The 22,152-nt window shown below is 45.3% G+C and carries 15 protein-coding genes; 6 read left to right on the top strand and 9 right to left on the bottom strand.

Annotated elements, in window-relative coordinates:
• Nucleotides 1-67: 67 nt before the first annotated feature.
• The 9 genes from ESB13_RS16170 to ESB13_RS16130 all read right to left on the bottom strand — a co-directional run bounded on the left by ESB13_RS16170 (nt 68) and on the right by ESB13_RS16130 (nt 13,137).
• The gene (locus ESB13_RS16170; protein WP_164974240.1) at nt 68-616 is read right to left on the bottom strand and encodes an RNA polymerase sigma factor; all 549 of its coding nucleotides are present in this window, start codon (nt 614-616) and stop codon (nt 68-70) included.
• A 194-nt stretch (nt 617-810) separates the two neighbouring features.
• The gene (locus tag ESB13_RS16165) at nt 811-1,875 is read right to left on the bottom strand and encodes an alpha/beta fold hydrolase (protein WP_164974239.1); all 1,065 of its coding nucleotides are present in this window, start codon (nt 1,873-1,875) and stop codon (nt 811-813) included.
• Between the two features lie 41 nt (nt 1,876-1,916).
• The gene (locus tag ESB13_RS16160) at nt 1,917-3,896 is read right to left on the bottom strand and encodes a TlpA disulfide reductase family protein (protein WP_129004669.1); all 1,980 of its coding nucleotides are present in this window, start codon (nt 3,894-3,896) and stop codon (nt 1,917-1,919) included.
• A gap of 22 nt (nt 3,897-3,918) precedes the next feature.
• Nucleotides 3,919-5,445: a PKD-like family lipoprotein gene (locus tag ESB13_RS16155; protein WP_129004668.1), complete on the bottom strand. Its 1,527-nt coding sequence runs from the start codon at nt 5,443-5,445 to the stop codon at nt 3,919-3,921.
• Between the two features lie 26 nt (nt 5,446-5,471).
• Nucleotides 5,472-6,230, bottom strand: a complete 759-nt coding sequence (locus tag ESB13_RS16150) for a DUF4843 domain-containing protein (RefSeq protein WP_164974238.1) — start codon at nt 6,228-6,230, stop codon at nt 5,472-5,474.
• Between the two features lie 20 nt (nt 6,231-6,250).
• Complete coding sequence (locus ESB13_RS16145; protein ID WP_129004666.1) at nt 6,251-7,666, bottom strand: RagB/SusD family nutrient uptake outer membrane protein; 1,416 nt, start codon at nt 7,664-7,666, stop codon at nt 6,251-6,253.
• Between the two features lie 9 nt (nt 7,667-7,675).
• Complete coding sequence (locus tag ESB13_RS16140; protein ID WP_164974237.1) at nt 7,676-10,990, bottom strand: SusC/RagA family TonB-linked outer membrane protein; 3,315 nt, start codon at nt 10,988-10,990, stop codon at nt 7,676-7,678.
• Nucleotides 10,991-11,220: 230 nt separating this feature from the next.
• Nucleotides 11,221-12,447, bottom strand: coding sequence for a FecR family protein (locus tag ESB13_RS16135; RefSeq protein WP_129004664.1), 1,227 nt, complete (start codon nt 12,445-12,447; stop codon nt 11,221-11,223).
• Nucleotides 12,448-12,546: 99 nt separating this feature from the next.
• The gene (locus ESB13_RS16130; protein ID WP_129004663.1) at nt 12,547-13,137 is read right to left on the bottom strand and encodes an RNA polymerase sigma factor; all 591 of its coding nucleotides are present in this window, start codon (nt 13,135-13,137) and stop codon (nt 12,547-12,549) included.
• A gap of 104 nt (nt 13,138-13,241) precedes the next feature.
• On the opposite strand from ESB13_RS16130, the gene ESB13_RS16125 reads away from it, so the two are divergent.
• The 6 genes from ESB13_RS16125 (at nt 13,242) to ESB13_RS16100 (ending at nt 22,143) form a co-directional block, all read left to right on the top strand.
• Nucleotides 13,242-13,841 (top strand): RNA polymerase sigma factor, encoded by a 600-nt coding sequence (locus ESB13_RS16125; RefSeq protein WP_129004662.1) that lies wholly within the window; start codon nt 13,242-13,244, stop codon nt 13,839-13,841.
• A 66-nt stretch (nt 13,842-13,907) separates the two neighbouring features.
• Nucleotides 13,908-15,083: a FecR family protein gene (locus ESB13_RS16120; RefSeq protein WP_129004661.1), complete on the top strand. Its 1,176-nt coding sequence runs from the start codon at nt 13,908-13,910 to the stop codon at nt 15,081-15,083.
• 111 nt (nt 15,084-15,194) lie between these two features.
• Entirely contained in the window at nt 15,195-18,728 is a 3,534-nt protein-coding gene (locus ESB13_RS16115) for a SusC/RagA family TonB-linked outer membrane protein (RefSeq protein WP_129004660.1), read from the top strand.
• A gap of 28 nt (nt 18,729-18,756) precedes the next feature.
• Nucleotides 18,757-20,127 carry a RagB/SusD family nutrient uptake outer membrane protein gene (locus ESB13_RS16110; RefSeq protein WP_129004659.1) on the top strand — a complete coding sequence of 457 codons (1,371 nt, stop codon included), beginning with the start codon at nt 18,757-18,759 and terminating at the stop codon, nt 20,125-20,127.
• 3 nt (nt 20,128-20,130) lie between these two features.
• Nucleotides 20,131-21,249, top strand: a complete 1,119-nt coding sequence (locus tag ESB13_RS16105) for a TlpA disulfide reductase family protein (protein ID WP_129004658.1) — start codon at nt 20,131-20,133, stop codon at nt 21,247-21,249.
• A 30-nt stretch (nt 21,250-21,279) separates the two neighbouring features.
• On the top strand, nt 21,280-22,143 hold the full coding sequence (locus tag ESB13_RS16100) for a hypothetical protein (RefSeq protein ID WP_129004657.1): 864 nt from the start codon (nt 21,280-21,282) through the stop codon (nt 22,141-22,143).
• Nucleotides 22,144-22,152: the final 9 nt, after the last annotated feature.

The following is a 22,152-nucleotide window of genomic DNA, read 5'->3' as shown; positions in this document are numbered from 1 at the left end:
ATGATACCGTACGGATATTTCAAGACAGTAGTTTTGGAAATAAGGACTACGTCTCGTGAAAAAAAGTTTAGAAAATTATGGGGAAAGAGAAGAAAGTAGACAAACCGTTACGTTTTATATAACTGCGGATATCTTTCAGCGCCTTTACCAACTGGTTTTTGACAGTGCTTTCACTTAGCTGGAGATGAGCGGCAATCTCCGGGATAGACATATGTTGTTCCCTGCTCAACAGGTATACCTGCTTGCAGGCCGGTGTAAGATGGTCGATAGCCCTCGCTACCAGTTTGGCTGTTTCTTTAAGGGCCATTTCCTCTTCGGGCGTCAGGGGCGTATGCTCCCTTTGTTGTTGGGCCTTCAGTATCAGCCGGTTTTGCCTGGCTACGGAGCGCAGGTAATTATTCGCCTCGTTCGATACGATCCTTACGATATATGCCTTCGGATTTTCAACATTCCTAAGCCGCTCACGATACATCCATATCTTAAAAAACACCTCCTGCAATACTTCGGAAGGCTCCTGTGGAGGCGTTACCAGTTTGGCTATAAAGGGAAGAAGCTGCTTATTGTAATAATGGAAGAGCTCCCGGAATGCAGTCTCATCACCATCCGCTACGCGCACAAATAAAGCTTTCTCAACATATGTTTGATCAGAAACCAGGATATTTTCACTTTGATTTTCATCTGCAAACTACAATACATTTCCTGATTTTCACGTGATCAGGCTTTTTCACTTATATGACAACAAATAACAATAGAGAACTGCCGCTATAGCAGTTCTCTATCAAAATGAATTATAAGGACCGAACTGGTAAGTTATCGTTTTTGCAAAAGCAGCCAGTTCCCCAATGCCGCCAACAGTTGAGGATGGAGATGCTGCGTTGGCTTGGCATATTCATCCGGCTTACAGCTCACACACTCCTGTAACAAATGATTCATCTGCGAAATAACCACGGTAGTAAGAATACCTTTGCCTGTATATTTTTGGAAATAAGGCAAATGCACCGAAGCAGGGACCATAATATCCTTATCCCCGTTGATGGCCAGCACAGGAACTTTTATAGCAGGCATATAAGCTGCCGGGTGATAAGCAATATGAAAGCGGAACCACCTCCCCGCCGCCTGTATCGAAAACCGGTCTATCGGAAAATAGATCCGCTCCCGGAAAGCATTGGAGTCTGGTTTCAGCATAGCATTATCCTTAAGTTTCCAGCGCTCATAAGTACCCCTTACCGCCCGTATCATCCCGCTGTCACTATCGCTTACATGCTGCGCAATGGTAGTGAACACACTGTCATTAAGCATATTCAATCGCATACGCTTCGAATCGGATATCCCTGCTGTGCCGTCTACTATCGCCCTGTTCTGCGCTTTTAATGCCTCCAGTCCAGGCGCAGCTAGTCCCGCCAGGCTCACGATAAAAGCAGGCTCCTTGCTTTGCGCCGCCGCTATGCAAACAGCCGCACCTCCTTCACTATGCCCCATCAGCCCTACCTTGGTAATACCCTTCTGATGTTTCAGAAAAGCTGCTGCAACCAAAGCATCAGCTGCAAAATCTGCAGTAGTGGCAGTTTCATAAACACCATTGGTTTGCCCAACACCACGGTCATCCATTCTTAAAACCGCAAACCCAATACCGTTAAGAAATGCAGCCAGCTCTTTGAAAACCGGATGCCCTGCCATGAGCCCATCCCTGTTTTGCTGCCCCGTCCCGGATACCAACACAATACCCGGACAGGCCTCCCTGTTGGCAGGCCAGCTAATGGTGGCGCCAAAATGCAGGCTGTCCCTGGTAAATATGACAGAGTCTGCTTTAAAAGCCGTAGTGTCGTGCACCTTAGCGGCAGCAGAAAAGAATGCCTGACTTTTACAGTCAGGCATGATCCATATTACACATGAGAATAGAGATAAAAAAAACTTCATTATCCTTCTTTCTTTAATAATTCAATGATATAGCTGATCTCATCGGCTAATGCACTCGGACTTCCAAAATACCCGGCAGAGTACCAACGGATCTGTCCCTTGCCGTCTATGATAAACTTCGCCGGAATGCCACTGGAGTGTACGGTGCTGGCATATTTACTATAAGCCTGGTCTAAATGGCCATTAGCGCTTTTGCCATCATACAGCACATTTAGGTTATAGTTATTGGCCTTCAGGAACGCTTTGATCTGCTCCTTATAATCAGGCTTTGTTTCCTGCGTGGCAACAAAGAAGAAATCAACCTTGTCATCTTTGGCATATTTGTTCACAGCCATTTGCATACCAGGTAATGCAGCTTTACAAGGCCCGCACCAGGTAGCCCAGAAATCTATCACTACAATATGCCCCTTCATACGAGACAAGTCGGCAAACCCGCCTTTTAACTGCTCCAGCTTAAAGCCAGGAGCAACTTTGTTGAGCATCTGCTGGCGTATATGAGCACGTTGTTCATTAAGCTTATCTTCATTCTTCAAACCATTGAAATAAGCCTCAAATCCTTTGTCCGAACCATTCTTCTTAATATATTCCTTTTTCAGAAGTTCAATGGCCTCCGGAGTCACGCTGTTAAGTGCTACACTGTTTTCCACTACTTGTATGGCATCACTATGCCTGCCGTTGTTTTCCAGCAGTATAGCATACAAACCCTGGAAAGCAGCATTTTGCGCAGCTGGTTGTCCCTTGACCTTTTCCACCCAAACCAGCGACTCCTTGTCTTTACCAACTTGATGAAGCAGGCTGGCATGTCCAAAAAAAGCCGGTGTTGCACACCCCAGTACGAATTGCTCCCATTGCGATGGCGCGTAAAACCTGCTTTCCGCTCCATCTTTATGCAGGCTCCTGTATTCAATATGCTCTACCAGCATTTTAGAATAAGGTAAAATAAAATCGGCCGTAACCTCTCCATGCTCATAAGGCCCCATCACCAGCAGGCGATGAAATTCAGTCTGACTGGTAAGTGGCGCAGCCGGGATCATTTTTTTCAGGAAGGCATAATTTTTATTGATCATTTCGCTATACACCACAGCACGATAGTTTTTATCGTACCACATCTGTTCTGCCTCAGTATTTACATTCCTGAAAGAGTCCAGCGGAAACCTTTGTACAAAACTGTTCCATAGCTCAGCTCTTTCCTGCTGGGTTGCCCGGAATATCTTGTATATCTCTTTATCCCTCGCAGTAACACCGTTGGGGAATTTTGCCATGATCACCTTATCCATCGAATCAGCCAATGCAGGCTTTCCCATCAACCGGCGATATGCCTTGCTTATATCCATTAATTCCTGCTCTGTTGCATCCGGAAGACTGGAGATAAATTTGATCTCACGAGGCAGTATACTATCCAGTTTTCCCGGATTGGCCTTTTGAAGAATGGCCATTGCGTTGAAAAAGATCTTACGCCTGCTTTCCGGGTGATCACGCAGTTCATTATTCATCCAGAACAGGCTTACCTCTGGTTTAATAACTGCTGAATCCGTCCTTGCCGGCGGAGTCTGCTCTTTTAATACAGGTGTTCTCAGGAAACCCCATGCCGCCAGCGACATAGGCATCTGGCGCCCGCTCTTGTCAAAAGCAACACTGGCATAAGTTGTTACACCGCCTTTATCTGTTTTGCCATTGGCACTGAAATTCGGGATCACCAATGTAGTCCCAACAGGCACCAGGTAACGCGCTATCCATCCGGAATCTGTCATTCGCATAGAAAGATCATGCGCCTCCCAGTCATTATTCCGGTATAGATATATAACACCTGTTACCGGAGCAAGTCCTTTTAAAATGCTATTCTCCGGGTTGTAATAAATAGAAACTGAATCTCCACCCGTTACCCGCGCAGGCGTATACTTTACAATACCCTGGGCATTGGCATTGGTTGCTGTAAATGCAGCAGCCAATGCCGGGATCATCCATTTTTTTGTACTCATTTAATTTTATCTGTAGGTTATCTTAATAAGTTCCGCTGCCTCTTCCCTTCGCACTTATATCCGCTACTTTATCAAAGCCTTCGAAGACCTGCGCCGCAGGAGTGGTGATCTGGCCACTGTTTCCATTCACCATGTATTCATACACTTTACCCTGTGTGCCATTCCATGTGGCAATGTAAAGCACGGCGCCATCAGATGTCGTCAGGTTGTAGTTGGGCCTGGGTTTGAACAACCGCATACAGGTGATCGTTTCACCCGAAGGAATGTTGTCAAGGGCCAGTGTGGCTGTATTGCTGCCCTGATAGTTATAAGCATACACCTTACGGTCAGTAGCATAAAAATCTATATAACCCAGTTCACTTGTCTGGAAGTATTTGGCAGACGCTATTTCCGGCAGGTTGGTCATATCATAAGCAGCAATAGCAAGTGTGCCGTCATCGGTCTTATTGAAATTGCTGATATATAACCAATAGCCGTTCCCGGTACGGTCTTTAAAGAAAGAATGTGTGTTGCCGCTAAACCCACGATCCATGAATAGCATATCCTTGCCTATTTGCCTGTGATTGAAAGGCGCATTGGTGTTCGCCGGGGCAACGGTAAAGTCAACCATAAAACCACCCATGCCCGAAGGACGCAGGAACCTGCCGTATTTTTGGTCGTACACCGCGGCAAGTACCGAAGATGCCGATTGATAAGCCACATATGGTGCCAGTTTATAATCCCCGTCAATTGGGCCGCCAAATAAGCCATCTACCTCATAGGTCGTGTTGTAAATATGAAGTTTGCCGTCGTTGATGAGCGCTGTATAGGAATTGGCTAAGAATCCTAATGCCTCGGGAGCAATCACTGCGTCTGCTCTGCGGAAATATTGCTTGTCTGCTCTCAGTAAGGTGAAATCAGAACCGCTTACACGTGAGAGATGTTTGTCGCTGCCAAGTGTTATCCAGTTTTGAGTACTGAACGAACGGCGCTCCTGGCTTACAAATCTTGGCGCTCCGGGAAACTTGGTGCCTGTGGAAGCTTTATAAAGACCACGCAGCCTGCGTGGGTTAATGCCCGCCACAGGTATAGCATTCGCTGTAACTATGAAATCTATATCAGAAGAATCTGCCGTGCCATGAAGCACCATAACGCCATATTCAAGACCTGCTGAAACGGTTACTGTGAACAGGATGTTCGCTTTTAATGCATTGGCAGTATCAGTAACCAGCAGCTCAAGGCGGTACTCGCCTACCGTTTCTGTTATTAAGGCCGATAAATGACGGCTTGTTGATAATACACGCGAAGGTATCGTAGGGCCGCTGCTTCCCGCAACGAACTGGTGCATCGTCCACTGGTATTTAAGCGCACCTTCATTCTTATAGTTGATCGTTGGATTGATATCCAGCGTGCCGTACCTTTCCACAAACCTGGCGCCGCCTATGCCTGTAGTGTCTATAACAGGCACCGGTACACTGGTATAAGAATAATTGCCCAGATCTTTTTTACAGGCGTTCAGCAGCAATAAACCTGCGAAACCCGCGATGATATGTTTAAAAGCTATTTTCATGTTACTAGTTAATGATGAATAATACACTACAGAGGAAACGTCACCAGGTTGCCGGATTCATCTGTCAGAGCCGGAGTATGAGTGGCGTTATATTGCGCCAGCGCTGCTTTCATTACCCTGTTTATGTCCAGCATGGCAGCTGAAGAATATTCTCCCGGTGCTGGCGGTACCCTTGCGCTTTGTTGCAGCGGAAAACTTTGTACGCCGGTAGTGAGTATAATAAAGCGCCATTTAACATCACTATAGGTCCCGAAATAATAGCCGAGCGAAATAATGCCATCCCAGTTCGAAGGCTTCACCACGTTCTCGCTCCAGGTAAGTGTGAATGTGCTGTCTTCTACTACCCCTGGTTTAAAATCCTGTGTGGCGGCGATGCCTACATTCAGAGTTATGCTTTTGGTGCGTATATCACTGGTCCTGCGTAACACCACCGGCAGATATCCCCAGATGGAGTCTGCAGGTATTACGCCATTCACGAAATCATAGTGTACACCCTCTGTGGCAGTAGTGCCGGTAGCAATGGTACGCCCACGCACTACACGGTTATGTGAACTGGTATTGCCCATGATCTTCACCTTTATCAGCGCAGTATCTGTTACCACATTCGAAGGGTAGGTAAGAAAACTGAAGGAACGGAATGTGATACGGGTTTGATTAAGGTCCTTGCCGCGCTCAAAGAAATAAACTCTTGGCTCATCATTATAGCTGCCGATTTCTTTTGAACAGGAAGCCAATCCCATTACGGCGATCAGCAGGTATAATAGTTTGATAGAATGCAGTTTCATTTTAGTTGGTTTTGTGTTCATTAATTACCACCGTTGCCATATTCTGTTTCATCATCGGGTAAGGGTAATACATATTGCGCTTTGCCAACAGTTGCGCCGTTGATCGTAGCGGAATTCAGCCGTTTGTAGTAGTAGAACAGTTGTCCCTCGCAGTACAGCTCTTTCTGGTACTCCTTGAATATTTCAGTCCTGATCTGTGCCGGTGTCAGTGTATTTGATAAAGCAGGAACATCTCTGGCTACACGAACTGCCGACAGGTAGTTGAGAGCATCCTGAGGATTGGAATCCATCAGGCATTCGGCAGCGATATAGTATAGCTCCGACATGCGGAACATGGGTATCCTCGCCGTTTCCGTTGTCTGTGAAAGCTTGGTGGAATACCTGATACGTGTGTTGGCGTCGTACCCGGTAAGCTGCGAATACCGGATATCGGTAGACGACTCGTAAACCTGCGAATACTCTGCATCAGACTTGGTAAGTACATTACCGATTCCCGCGCCAATGGCAGGAGGGGTAAAGTAGTTGGTGATAACAGTGGTCATATCCGATTTGGGAATGGAGAAGATCAGCTCCTGGCTAAATAGCCTGTTTCCTGCTGTTACAGTCGATTTCGGAGCGAATGTGTACACTTTGCTGTTGATCACTGACCTTGCGGCCGCCAGGGCTTTCTCTTTATCGCCGGCATATAAATATACCCTTGCCTGCAACGCCTTCACTGCATAGTAGTTCATCTTAAGCCCCCTGCTCCTGAGGAAACCGGAATTGGTAGAAGGTGTAGTGCTGGCAGGACTTACAGGATCAATATCCTGGAGATCTGCTTCAGCGCTGCTGAGATCTGAAATCACTTTTTTCAGTACATCGGCCGTTGTTAATCGCGCAGGTGCCGATACCGTCAGTTGTTCGAAATAAGGAATAGCCTTAACGGTTGCTGCATCCGTAGCAACAGGCGAAGGACCAAATAACCGTAGCAGATCAAAATGCATCAACGCCCTTAAGGCATAAGCCTCGCCGCGGATGACCCTGTAGTTGACACCGGTAAATTTGGTAGGCCCGTCGGCATTGAGATGGCTGATGATATTGTTGTCTTCTGCAATGGCATTGTACATACCGCCGTAGATGCCATCTGTTTTACTGCGCGATGCAGTGTTCAGGTAATCATATATCGAAGGATAATAATACTCCTGGGAAGTGGCGGTGATCGTAGTATGCTGCTTGCCTATCACCTCTACAAAGCCGAATGTCAGCTCCTTGCCATAGAGTTTATCGGCGTTCAGGTTCAGGTACACGCCGGTGAGCGCATCTATATAACCCTGTTCGTCTTTGAATACATCATTGCCGTCGATCTGTGTCTTGGGCTTTACGTCCAGGAACTTGTTGCAGGATGCAGTGAACATCCACACAGGAAAAGTAGATATTAGAAGATGTTTCAGTTTCATGTGCTACAATTAAAAAGTGATTTGTAAAGAGCCTGAAATAGTTCTGGCGAAAGGATAATCCAAACCTCTTTCCGTTTTCACGGAGCTGATGCGCCCCAGGTCATTCATATTTATCATGAAATTCATACGGCTGGCGCCCATACGCCTTATCCAGCGCATATTCCCAAAATCATATCCCACACTTACGGAAGAGAATAACAGTTCATTCAGGTCCTGTACAAACCTTGTTGTGGGTTTGGTATCGGTGTGTACGGCAATGTCTTTGTATAACGATTGATCGCCTGGTTTTTTCCATCGCTCGGTAAGCGCCCTCAGGTCTACATTGTAAGCAAAGTCTGCGTTTTCAACACGGCTTACCAGTGTTGTATTGTATTGCTGACCACCCCACCTGTAGGCAAAAGCAAAGTTGGCGGTGAAGCCCTTGTGCATGAAGTTGAATCCAAACGTACCGTTATACAACGGGTTGGCGTCACCTCCTACAATATAATCCGCAGAAGACCAGTTGTACGTAAGTGATCCGTCTTTCTTGACAAAGATCTCCTTGCCGTTGGCAGGGTCAATGCCCTTGCTTTGTACAACCCAGATCGCGTTCATAGACTGGCCAGGCTCATACCTCGTGGAAGGATTGCGCTGGTCTGCTGCTCCGGTAGTGGTAGAGTCTTTTCTTGCATCAAGCTTCCTGTTTAACTGTACCAGTGAGTTGGATACTTTAGTGATCTTATTCGTATTATGCGCAAGGTTCGCAAAGAAGCTGAGATTGGTTCTCGTACTGCTTTGTGAATACAGTATCATATTTAATCCCAACTGGAAACCCTTGTTCCTCGATTCTCCGATATTTGACTTATAAGTGCTGAAACCATTGGAAGGAGCTACGATCATATCACTCAGCAGATCTTTAGTATCCCTGATATAATAGTCGAATCGCAGACTCAGCTTGTTAAACAAACCCAGGTCTACACCAAAGTTATTGTCTTTAACCTGTTGCCATTGTAAAGCTGGGTTGGGCAATGCCATCAGGTCTATCCCTATGTCACCGTTATAGGTACGGTCTGTAATGTATTGATAGGTGGCCAGTGACTGGTAAGAGTTGAAGTTCTGCGTGCCGGTAGTGCCGGTAGAAGCACGGAACTTTAACAGGTTTACCCAATTAAGATCATTCATGAACGCTTCCCTGTGAACATTCCAGCCCAGGCCGGCAGACCAGAATAAGCCCCACTTCTTATCCGCACCAAATTGCGAACTGGCATTCCCCCTGTAAGAAAGATCAACGAGGTACCTTTCATTGTAAGAGTAACTGATCGCAGATGTTAAGGCAATAGCGCGGCTCGTATTCTCAGTACCAACAGCTTTTGACCCGTCAGCATATCTGCGCCCGAACGAAATATCATTCATTTTATCATTGGGGAAACCTACCATCGTCATTCCGTTGGTGCTGATAGTTGAGGTGTTCAACGACCAGGCGCCATTCAGATAAAGATGGTGCAGGCCAAAGCTCAAAGCATAGTTGGCTAGCACATCGGCATTCAGCATGTTTTGCTTGCCATTCCTGAGTGTATATTGTCCTCTGTCAAGATAAGTATCCAGCGTAGGAGATATATTAACGTAGCGCGAATTGCTGGCGGGTATAAATTGGTGCGATTCGTTGATCTGGCCATTGTAACCGATACGTGCTGTTAACCTCAGGTTTTTGGCTGCGTCCCAGTCGGCATAAAAGTTCTCGATGATATTCGTATAGGCAGTATAATCCTTTGAATTCAGAGAACCATCATACATAGGATTGCCCACCAGGGTGGCCGATCCTACATTATATGTTTTTATATAGTTACCATTCTCATCCGTCATTTTCCAGTAAGGATTGAGCTGGGCGAAATTGGTAAAGCTGCCGTAAGGAGAGTTCTGGGAATGATTTTTATCTATGGTAAGGCTGTTCCTGAATTGTACCTTGTTCTTCCTGTATATGAGGTTTACACCACCTGAAATGGTCCTGCGGTCCGATCCCTTCATCACACCGGCAACATTGGTAAAGTTCATATTGGCAGAGTAGCGCAAACCTCCCTCTCCGCCTTCCATTACCAACCCATGCCGCTGGCCAATAGCATTACGGAGCGGTTGCGATAGCCAGTAGGTGTTGACGCCGCTTAATGCAGCTTGCAGGTTTTGAGCATATTCAGCAACCAGTCCGGCTTCAACTAAAGGAATGGGAGAGCTGTATCTGCCAGCTAAAACCTCTGCTTCTATTTTCTGCATGCTATTGGTAAGCTTGTAGCTACTCAGATCCGGTGCCGTAACATCAAAATTGCCGGAATACGATAAACGAAGCTGGCCGCTTGTTGGTGCCTTGGTTTCAATTACCACAACGCCATTACCGGCTTTGGAACCATAGATCGCTTTTGCAGACGCATCTTTCAGAATGGTGATGCTGGCAATTAGGTTCATGTTCATATCATTTACCTTTTCGAGTGTGGTCTCAAAACCATCTAATATGAATAACGGGAGATTGGGGTTCGATGTATAAGTACCTTGCACATCAGCAATGCCTGTTTGACCTCTCAGTTGTATATCTGGTAATGTATTGGGATTAGAACCCGCATTCAGGTTGTCTACTATCTGGAACGAAGGATCAAGAATAGCAACCGCTTTTAATACGTTCTGATTGGACACCGTAGCCAGCTGTTTTTGAGTAAAGGTAGAAACAGCACCTGTATAACTGGAGAGCTTCCGGCTGAACATACCATTTGAAATTACCACCTCCGAAAGGCTATCCGCTGCTTCAGATTCCATAACAATAGATAAAGAAGAGCCGCCGGTTACATTCTCGATGGCTTTCCTTTTATAGCCAAGACTTATGAATACCAGTGTTACAGGTGTCCGGGTTACTCTCAGCGTAAAAGCCCCGGAAGTGCTGGTGACCGTACCGTTTTTGGTGCCTTCCTCTACTACAGAAGCGCCGGCAATTCCTTCACCTTTGTCTGTAACAACTCTGCCGCTGATAACAACAGCAGGAGGCGGCGCCAGGTAACCTAACGATACTTCCTTCTTTTTAATGACTACTACCTGGTTTACTATCTGGTACGATAGCGGCGTATTTTCCAGCAAAGCATTGAGGGCTTCTGTCAAAGGCTTTTTCACCAGTGACACATCTACTTTCCCGGCGAGTGCGAGGTCTTCATCTGAATAGAGAAAATTACGGCCGGTTTGTTTCCGGATCTCCGTAAAGATCTTTTCCAGCGATGTGTTTTTCGCTTCCAGTGAAACCATTTGCCCAAACCCGGCTGCATACACGTGCAGGCTCCCGGCCAACATTAATATAAAAGATAACCTCATAACCATCCATGTTTTGGTAAGCAAGGGGAAGGCTCCTCCCTTGTTTTTGTTCAAAGCAGTTAAACACATACATTTGTTTTGGGTAAAAAATGACTTTAGCAGGTTTTTATTTGCCCTTGGGAGCCGGAATGTTGGTAGCATTTCGGTTCTGTTTTTATACGGGCTTTTCTCAATTACAGTTTTACTTTTTTCAGATCAATTGTTGCCGTTTAAAGGTGAATAATGATATTTTAATTATTTACTTTAATAACAGTTCCCTCAATGCTGAAATGAACGTTATTCGTAAGCTCCAGCATTTTTAATACTTCTGTTGCATTTACGCCCCGTGGTATGGTTCCACTGAACTTCTTAACAGGAGCGGCTTCATATTCAACAGTGATGTTATACCAGCGCTCCAGTTGACGCATCACAGCATGTATATCCGCTTTGTCGAAATGAAAATAACCTTTCACCCAGGCCACCGCCTGTTCGTCCTTCCCTTCCAATACCTGTTCCCGTTTGCTGGCATTGGATATCTGTAGCTGCTGCCCGGGCTTTAGCTTTGTTTCTTTTGATGGCGTTTTTACTTTAACCGCTCCGTTTAACAGGGTGGTTGCCCAATATCCTTCTTCATCATATGCCATTACATTGAAATCTGTACCAAGCACAGTAACATTGGCCAGGGGGTGTCCCTGCCTGTTGTTGACAGATACTATAAAGGGGTGTGTGCCCTGTTTGGAGGCTACTTCAAAATAAACCTCTCCTGTAACACTTACCTGCCGTTCTTTCCCGGAGAAATAGGAGGGAAATTTTAAAGAGCTTGCAGCGTTTAGTACGGCAGTGCTGCCATCGGGTAAAACCACTTTATATTGCCCGCCTTTGGGAGTACTTAGCGTTTGCCATACAGGAACCTGCTGGCCCGTAGCTGTTCCTTCAATTTTATATAATAACTGTCCGTTCGCCAGTTTACTAACCTTTACGTTGCCTTGGTTGGCAAGCGTGCCATTGGCTGCTGTATCTAAAATAATCACCTGGCCGTCGGCAAGCGTCAATGTTGCTTTATTGCCGCCAGGCGAAATAACGGGGGCATTGGGAGAAGTTGGGCTTACAGCCAATTTTTCCTGCCTATGATTATTTTGCAATAGGTACCAGGTTACAGAAGCAGCGGACAGCAGCAATAAAACCACAGCTGCCACACGTAAGGTCCTGTATAGAGGTCTTACAATAGGTCTAGGCTGGCCGCCATTAATATCAATATGGCCTTTTTTTGTAACATGATGGAATAATGTATGCCGCCGCGAATCATCCTCCACCCCTGGCCAATCGCCTGATGCAAAACTGGCATCTATGGAAGTTTTCAGCGTTTCCTCGCCTGACCCGCTGGCTACCCAATCCAGGAATTCGTCTAATTCCTGCCCGGAAAGCTCGTCCGAAAGGTATCTCTGAATTAAATATTGTGTTCTCTCTTCCGTTGGCATTATATAAAAGCAGTTTTCGGTAATGTTTTGGCTTCGTCAGTTGCCTTACTAACTATAAAAACACGGAAAAAAGAAGGAGGGAGTAGCCGGTTTGAAAATTTATTTTGAGAGCAGAATATAAAGTACGGGGGCAAGTGAAAGATCGCCGGAGTGTTGCTGAAGAAAGCTTCGTAGTGAAGCCAGCGCTTTGCGCATATGTGCCCTGGCGGTAAGCGGTGAAATGCCCATTTGAGCACCTATCTCTTCCAGGGTAAGGCCTTCATAGCGGCTGAGGATAAATATTTTGCGTTGCTGCGGTGGAAGGCTTTCCACTGCCTGGTGAATAAGCTCCTGCGATTGCTTTAATATCAGCAGGTCGTCGGCAGCCCGGGAATCGGCAAAATGCGCGTGCAGCTCCTGCCGGTATTCTGTTTCCTGCGATTTGATCCTTAGTTTGTTATATATATGATTCCGTGCAGTGATGAACAGGTAACCCTGGAAATTACTTTGGTCCTGTATTTTCTCGCGGTGAAGCCATATTTTTAAAAAAATATCCTGTACCAGTTCCTCTGCCAGCACTTCCGATTTGGTGTACATAACCGCTATGGAAAAAATCTTCTCCCAATGCTGGTAGAAAAGTTTCTGGAAGGCATTGGCGTCTCCTTCCGCCATCCTGCTCAACAACTCCATATCCGATAGTGAACTACTCAATCACGCAGTTTTGCGTAAAGGTATGTATAGTACTGCAAAAGCTGCCTAAATGTGTGTGACCTAGATGTTTCTGCGTATTTTAGCGGCTTACAGCATGATGCCCCTTGACTGCCGGTGTTCCCCATATCAATGAATCCCTGATCAGCCGTATCGCAGAAGGCGACGAAATTGCCCTGCGCGATCTTTACCAGCAATATTACCAGGCGATGGTATTTTTTGCCATGAAACTTATTGACAACCAGGCCCAGGCCGAAGATTATGTAATAGTCGCCTTTGCTAGGTATTGGGAGCGGCGTTCTCAGTTCAATTCATTTCATGCCGTTCGCTCCTTTCTTTATAAAACAGTCAGGAACGCCTGCCTTACCTGGCTGGAACAGCAATCTGTACATGCACGACACCATGATGCTATCAGCAAAACAACAGCAGAACGTGAGGTTTGGGCCGATAGTCGGATGATGCTCTCCGAAATGGTCCAGGAAATTCATTGCGAAATTGAAAACCTGGACGAGAAATACAGGGAGGTGATTACGCTTCTTTTCCTTCAGGAACGCAGTATCCAGGAGACCGCCGATATTCTGCAGCTGACTACTGACAATGTGAGGAAGCGGAAAGAGCGTGCCATTAGTATGCTCCGCAGCCGTGTTGTCAGAGGTAACCTGGAAAGGTTGCTGCTTTTTTATATCATCTTTGAGAAGATGCGATAGGAGCCTGAAAAAAAACTAAACTTTTTTGTCACAACAGGATTGCTTGCCAGTTATATAGGAGTAACTGTGGACGAATCTATTTTACATATCATCCGTTTATATCGCCAGGGAGAGGTGCTTTCCGCTGAACAGCAACAGGTGCTTGATGCCTGGAAGAATGCTGCCATAGATAACCGCGAAGTCTTATCCCTGCTCAACGATGAACTGTGGCTCAGGGATGCAGTCCTGGAAAGGGAGCACTATAAGCTGAATATGGAGTCTGGCTGGGCCAGGTTGCAACAGCTGATGGGGGATGATAATAGAAGCAAATCGAAGAAAGTAACGGTAGTAAGACTGAGTAGTTTCTGGTGGGCTGCTGCCGCAGTTATAGTACTGTCCATAGGTGCCTGGTGGTGGTATAAAGCTCCGGATGGTGCCGTCGCTGGAACTAAGTTGCAGCATGATATTGCGCCGGGGCATGAGGGGGCTGTCTTAACCTTATCCGATGGCCGTCGGCTGGTGCTGGATAGCATGGGTAATGGCCGCATTGCCCTGGAAGATGAAACCAGCCTGGTCTTATATAATAATGAACTCTCCTACACCGTATCGGCAAACGCACAGGCCGGTGCGGTTCCTGTAAATATACTGTCTACGCCACGCGGCCGGCAATTCAGGCTCGTCTTGCCGGATGGCTCCAAAGTATGGTTGAACGCTGCGTCTGAACTGCGTTATCCGGCAATATTCAGCGGATCGGAACGCCAGGTGTCCTTGAAAGGAGAAGCCTATTTTGAAGTCGCTGCTAATAAAAGCCAGCCTTTTAAAGTCGATGCCGAAGGTTGTATTGTGAAAGTGCTAGGAACAGGATTCAATATATCTGCCTATAAAGAAGACGGAATTGTAAAAACAACGCTGGTTCAGGGCGCTGTAGTTGTTGGGCGCGAGGGGGCGCTAAAACAACTTCAGCCGGGCCAGCAGGCCATAATGGCTGAAGCAGGCAGCATAAATATTAACCCGGCGGATATTGAAGAAGCCATTGCGTGGAAAGACGATCGCTTTCTATTCCGGTCCATCTCTGTTCCGGATTTCCTGAAAATTATTGCGAGGTGGTATGATATAGAAGTGGTGTATGAAAGAGAATTGCAGCAGCAAATGATATGGGTAAACTACTCGCGCTCGCAAAGCTTGCTGCGGACATTGGAAATACTAAAAAATAACGGCATTAAATTTCAACTAAAAGATAAACGTCTTATGATTCAACCCTAAATAATTTTTCGAAAAAAAGCCGCTCCGGGTTAGGCTCCGGAACGGCGAATGTTTCGGAAGATTCATGACTGCAACATCATTTTATCATTTAACCAAAACTAGTACGAAAGTATGTCTTTACTTGTACCCGGCAAAACCTGCACACAGGTGACGCCCCAACAACTTCTTATGCGATTAAAGCTCTTGTGCACCATGCTGTTTTTCATGGTGGCATCGGTCCGGGCCGGTGTCCTCAGTCAAACAGTTACCCTTCATGAAAAAAATGTTCCCCTGGAAAAAATCCTTCGGTCTATTGAAGCGCAAACAGGTTATGGCTTCAATTTTAATCGTAGCCTGCTTGTTAATTTACCTAAGCTATCCGTTAATGTAAAAGACAAATCAATCAACGAGGCATTGAGCATATGCCTGGAAGGATTGCCGGTTAGCTTTGTTGTAAATAACAATGAAATACTCCTCAGGAAAAAAGAAGAAGCTGTTCTTAGAGAGCTGGCGTTATTGCCGCCCAAAAATATAAAAGGAAAAATTGTCGATAGCCTCGGAAACGCCCTCGCTGGAATATACGTTTCTGTAAAAGGTACTAAAATAGTAACCTCTACGGACGACGATGGATCGTTTGAACTGTCTGCTGTAGCGGAAGATGCCGTGCTTATAATTAATGGTGTCGCCATTGAAAAACAGGAGATAAGCCTCAGCGGCAGAACACGCATCAGTATTACAGCACGGATAAAAGTAACCCAGCTTAATGAAGTCGCGATACAGGTGAATACAGGCTACCAGCGGATCAGGCCGGAACAGAGTACAGGCAGCGTCAGCATCATGTCGCATAAAGAATATGATAGCCGTATCAATACCACCGATTTTCTCGCTGGCCTGCAAAGCAGGATACCCGGCCTGATGATCAATAATGATATTGAATTCGAAGGCAACAGCTTGTTCCAGATCAGGGGCATCTCTACTATTAATGGCAGTAAACAACCGCTTATTGTGATTGACGGCTTTCCTACCGAGTTGTCCCTGGCAACCATTAATCCCAACGAAATTGAATCTGTTACCGTTTTAAGAGATGCTGCTGCGGCCACTATTTATGGGGTGAGAGCTTCGAACGGCGTAATAGTGATAGAACGTAAAAAAGCAAAACTGGGAAAACCCAATATCGCCTACCGTACCACATTCAGCATAACGCCTAAGGAAAACTATGATCGTTACCGTTGGGATAAAGATGGCTCCAACACCACTATTGAATACATCAAGGAAAGCAACGCCAATATTGGCGCCACGGCCTGGATGTTAATGACCAATTTGTCTGCAGGCAGTATTTTTACTTATCCCCCGCCATACGTTGTTCTGGCAAAAAAAGCCGCGGGGCTTATCACTGCGGAAGAGGCCAATAGCCAGCTGGAAGCATTGAAGCTGCACAACAACACCAATGAATATGGTCGCCTGTTCCTGCAAAATGCCACTACCCAAACACATAACCTCGATATCTCAGGTGGTAATGAAAATGCTACTTATTTCATTACTGCCCAGTTCAATCAAAGTGATTTGTCGAAAGTAAAAAATGGCAATAGCCGGTTTGGTCTTAATGCACGCACCAACCTCAGGATGTCTAAACGCCTGTCGCTGGAACTCACCACAAATTTCCAGGAGTCGAGGGAGAAAGCGGTTCCCGTTATTGGCATTTCCAGCCTGTACCCTTATGAGCGCTTGCAGGATGATAATGGCAACGCACTCCCTGTGTTTTCAGGGTCTAACATGATGCCTGAACTTAATGATATGCTGATGGCGAATGGGTTGCTGGATAACCTGCATTATCCTTTGAATGAATTGAACCTGGTGAGCAATAAAACCAATACGATAACAAACCGCTTTACAGTTAATTTCAGGTACGATATAGGTAATGGCCTTAATGCCAATATTGGTGGAGTCTACGAAACTTCCCGGGCCGAAAAACGGCACCTTGCCAACGAAAATGCAGTGGAAGTAAGGCAATATGTCAATTACTATACACAAACGGGTACTACTGGCCTGGTATATAATATTCCGAAAGGCGATTTCCTACAACAAACTCATTCCAGTACAGAAAGTTATACAGCGCGTGCCCAGCTGAATTATAATAAGCAGATTACAAGCGATCATTCTCTGAATCTGATAGCGGGTACAGAAATCAGGCGTGTAGTAAGCAAAGGCGGAACTTCCAGCTATTTTGGCTATAGCGATCAAACGCTTTTGCAAAGAGCCGTTAACTATAGTGTGATACAAACCAGCTTTGTATCGGCGTATCATAAAAATAATGCACCCCTATCCTATAGTGGACTGTTCGCGCAGCAATACACCGAAGATCGCTTTGTATCTGGCTATGCCAATGCCGTTTACTCCTTTAAAAATAAATACTCCTTAACGGGTAGCGCACGTGTCGATCAATCCAACTTATTTGGTTCCGATCCTAAAAATCGTTACAAACCCTCTTGGTCTATTGGCGCCGGATGGAATATCGATAAGGAGAAATTTGTCAACTCTCTGGAATGGCTGAATGCTATTAAAATGAGGGCAGCGCTTGGGTTTAACGGAAATATTGCTAAGAATGCTTTGCCACAGGTAATAGCGTCTTCGGTGCTCAATACCTTTGACAATACTTTTAACTCACTGCAATTGTACTCCCCTGCCAATAGCAGGCTGCGCTGGGAGCGGACTTATAACCTGAATATCGGTATCGACTATAAGATCTTTAAGAATATCACGGGTAATATTGATTACTACATGAAGAAAAGTATGGATATCCTGGCTTCGAACCAGGTTGATCCTACCAGGGGTGTTACCTCTGCTATCATCAACCAAAGCTCCATAAGGAATACCGGACTTGAAATAGGTTTGCATGCAGACTGGATCAACCGTCCTGGATTTAATTGGAATACAGGATTTGTATTGTCGTATAACAGGAGCAAGATTCTGAAAGTATACAATGTAAACGTGCCTCCTAATAGTAAATCTTTTACCTATGCGCTTAATAACAGGACCAACTATCTCGAAGGTTATGCCGTGGGAAGTGTTTTCACGTACCGCTATGCGGGGGTAGATGATAAGGGGGCTACCCTGATCTATGATAAAGAAGGCAAGACTAAAAACTTCGACGTAGACGATCAGGGGATTGATGATGTAGACTATGCAGGTACTACTATTCCACCTTATAATCTTGGTCTTAGTAACAGGGTGGATATCGGCAATTTCTACGTGTTTGTTATGGCCAACTATTTCGGAGGTTTTCGTGTACGCCTGCCGTTACCATTGGCATCGGCTATGCGTCCTTATGAAGGAGCGAATAATTTCTGGAGGAAACCTGGCGACGAAAATATTCCCGATGTAATGCCAGCGTTGAAATATTCTAGTTATAACAGCTATTTAGCAGCTTCAGACAGGTTTGTTAAAAATGGCACTTATATCACTGTTAGTGATATCACGGTGGCCTATAGCTTCCGAAGAACAAGGTTCCTGAAAAAAATGGGTTTGTCTGATTTTGAGATCCGTGCGCAGGCTTCCAATGTATATACCGTGGCGATGAATAAGGAGAACTATAGCGTAGCCACAGGTAGCTACGAAAAAACTTACCTCACTCCAACCTATACAATGGCTGTTCATATTAATTTCTGATCCTTTCAATTAACAGACTGTAATACAAATGAAAAAATATATCTGCTTCCTCTCGATAATGGTATTGCTGCTTAGTTCCTGCAATAAATACTTGGATATAGAACCTAAAGGAGTAAGGCTGCTCGAAACCACACGTGATTATGATGAGTGGCTCAATAATATTGAACTGGAAAATTCTGTTCCGTCTCAGTTGAATATGCTTGACGATTGCAAAGATTTACTTACAATTTCCAGTACTCTCACCAGCTCAAATGACAGAATCTACACCTGGCAGGAACAGTTTGTTGAAGAGGTGCCCGGTAGTGCGCTTATCTGGCAAACACTTTACAAATCAATTTACCTGTACAACACGGTAATCAATAATATAGAAAAGGTTACAGATGGTACAGTGCAGGATAGAAACAGCTTAAAAGGGGAGGCTTTGCTGGGCAGAGCATTTGAATATCTCTACCTGGTTAACCTGTATGCAAAGGTGTATGATAAAACTACGGCTGATAAAGACCTGGCTGTTCCATTCGTGACTTCTGTTGATGTTACCGACGTAATGCCTGGCCGTTCCACTGTACAGCAGATCTACGATCAGATTATTACCGATATTAAAACCGCTATTCCTGATCTTCCTAAAGAAAATGCTTCTAATCGTTTCAGGGGAACCGTTGCGGCGGCTTATGGCGTGTTGGCCAGAACCTATTTGTATATGGGGAATTATTCGGAAGCGGCCCGGAATGCTCAGTTGGCATTAGATAATGGCACTGCAAAAGTTTTAGACTATACGGCGCTTCCCGATGCCAAAAGTATCCCGCATGTTATGAAGCGGGCAGATGCTATTTATGCCCGGCTGGGCGGCACTTCTTACCTGGGAAGCGAGATCCCCGTATTATCATTCCTTCGCTCTTTTGATACGAAGGATCTTCGCCTGAAATTCTATTACACCCAGTTGGGAGATTATAGTTTTACAGTAAGAGGGCGCACGCTTTTTATGCATGCAGGCGTTCCGTCCGGGTATGCGGCACCCAGTTGGGGTATCTCTGTTGCTGAAATGTATCTGGTCATTGCAGAAGCGGCTGCGAGAAATAATGACCTTACAAAAGCTTGTGATCAGTTGGATTCTCTGCGAAAAAGGCGCTTCCCCACAGCCAGTTACCAGAAGTTTACGTCTACTGATCAAGAACAGGTATTACAAAAGGTCATAGCGGAAAGAAGTTTTGAACTTGCTTTTTGCGGTATGCGCTGGTTTGATATGCGAAGGTATGATGCGGAAGGGCGTATGCCCGCGGTTGAAAGATATAACGGAACCGGCAGTGTTATCGCTACACTGCAACCAGGTAGCCCCCGGTATGTGCTGCGCATACCACTCCAGGTAATGTATTTTAATCCAACGTGGGAACAAAATCCTTAAAAAATGAAGAAGACTATTATAACTGCTATGATTCTCTTTCCCGCCCTGGCAATGGCGCAGAAAACAGAATATATACTGAAAGGAGAAATGGATGGGTTTGCAGGTACAGCAACGGCGAAGATCATTTGCTTCAGCCCTATCATCAACGATACTGCTGAAATTAAAGATGGCCACTTCGAACTAAAGGGGGCAATCGAAGAACCTGCAGAAGTTACGCTGATAGTAATGGGGAGAACGCCGAAAGGTAGAATTCGATCAGAACACCTGAAGCTTTACCTGGAGCCTGGCATCATCAGACTTCATGCCGTGGCCGATTCGCTTGCTTATAGCACTATAAGCGGCTCCCGGCTCAATGACGACTACAAGCAACTTAATGCATCGCTGGCTCCTATAGAAGAAAAAAAGAAGCAGCTTGATGCCTACTATAAAAATATGCCGGCGCAACAACGAAACGATACGGCACTCATGTCGCGGATAGAACTGCAAAGCGATTCCATTTCGGAAATGAAGAGAACTGTTTATTTCAATTTCTTAAAGACCAGGCCGGGTAGTTTCCTGAGTTTGCTGGCTTTAAAGAAATATGCAGGGGTTATTCCCGAATATGAAGTGGCTGCCCCATTATTTGAGAAGCTGTCGGCGAGCGTAAAAGCTACGCCATCGGCAAAAAGTTATGCTGCACAACTCAAAAGTATCAATACGACTGCTGTGGGGACTATGGCGCCAGACTTTACGCAGTTTGATCCGGAAGGTAAGCCTGTAAAATTATCGGACTACAGGAGCAAATATGTATTGGTTGATTTCTGGGCATCCTGGTGTGGTCCCTGCCGCAAAGAAAATAAGAATGTAGTAAAAGCTTACTTGGTCTATCACGAAAAGGGGTTGGAAATTCTTGGCGTATCTCTCGATATTGAGGCATTTAAAGACAACTGGCTTTCTGCTATTAAAGAAGATAAACTGCCCTGGAAGCAGGTCGCCGACCTGAAGATGAGAAATGAAGCCGCCGCCCTGTACGGCATTGACGGCATCCCCCAGAATGTATTGGTGGATCCGAACGGAAAGATTATTGCTAAAAATCTGAAAGGACCTGATCTGGAAAAAAGACTGGCAGAAATTTTTAACTAAGTATATCCTATTTCACCAATACATGCTAATATGCGTCTTTTATCTATTCGAAATGCTATTGCGTTTCTGATGCTTTTTCCTTTTTTTTCCTGTACAAAGCAAACATCTATTTCTAATGAAGGTGCTGATGAAATCAGTTCACCCGGGCGGATCCGTGATTCAATTAGTCTTAATATCACTAAAGTTCAATATCAATTGTTGATGAAATATTTTAAAGATATTAAGAAGTCAGATAGTTTGATTAATCTCTTTAGAGATAGCGCCTTAAACGCTGGGCCTGATGCTCGGTCTTCATTATATCGCACTGATTATGATGCTGATTTAGATCCAGGAGCTAGTGAGGAGATTTATCTTTTGGAAGATGAAGATTGGTCTGCTGCTGATGGGATTGATGTTGGCCCTAGTGATGTTCAATATTATCATCGTGTAACTTTTCCTTTTGCACAAAGACGTAATGTCTTAACACTGTTGATCCCTGTGCAGTATAATATTTCAAACTTATGGATGCCCTCAGCCTTCCTGCTGGGAAATGTGTCCGTGTTTTTAACTGGTCCGGCTATTGGAACTACTGAAGTACCCTACACTCCTTATGCTAACGTGGGAGGAGAGGAACAGGCGGTAATTGGGCGTTCTTATGGAGATCTGCTTGAGAAGCGGACCTTTACGAAAACGAGTACAGGCAGGGTTTTGGTAAGAGCCGGCTTAAATGCGGGTGTTGGCGAAATTGGTGCAGAAATCGGTGAAGATGAAACGGTTACATCGGTCGAGAATAATATTACAAGCTATAACTGGGACATTTCTTTTAGATTGAGTTTCCAATCCTATGGAACTCCGTTACGCCCAAAGGCTACAACTACCGGCTTTTGTAAATATTCTGGAACCCCAACAAACTAAATTATACTG

Origin of the sequence: Filimonas effusa (assembly GCF_004118675.1) — a bacterium.
Lineage (GTDB): Bacteria > Bacteroidota > Bacteroidia > Chitinophagales > Chitinophagaceae > Filimonas > Filimonas effusa.
Note: the sequence above shows the minus strand (reverse complement) of the source record. Positions and strands in the feature narration are given on the sequence as shown.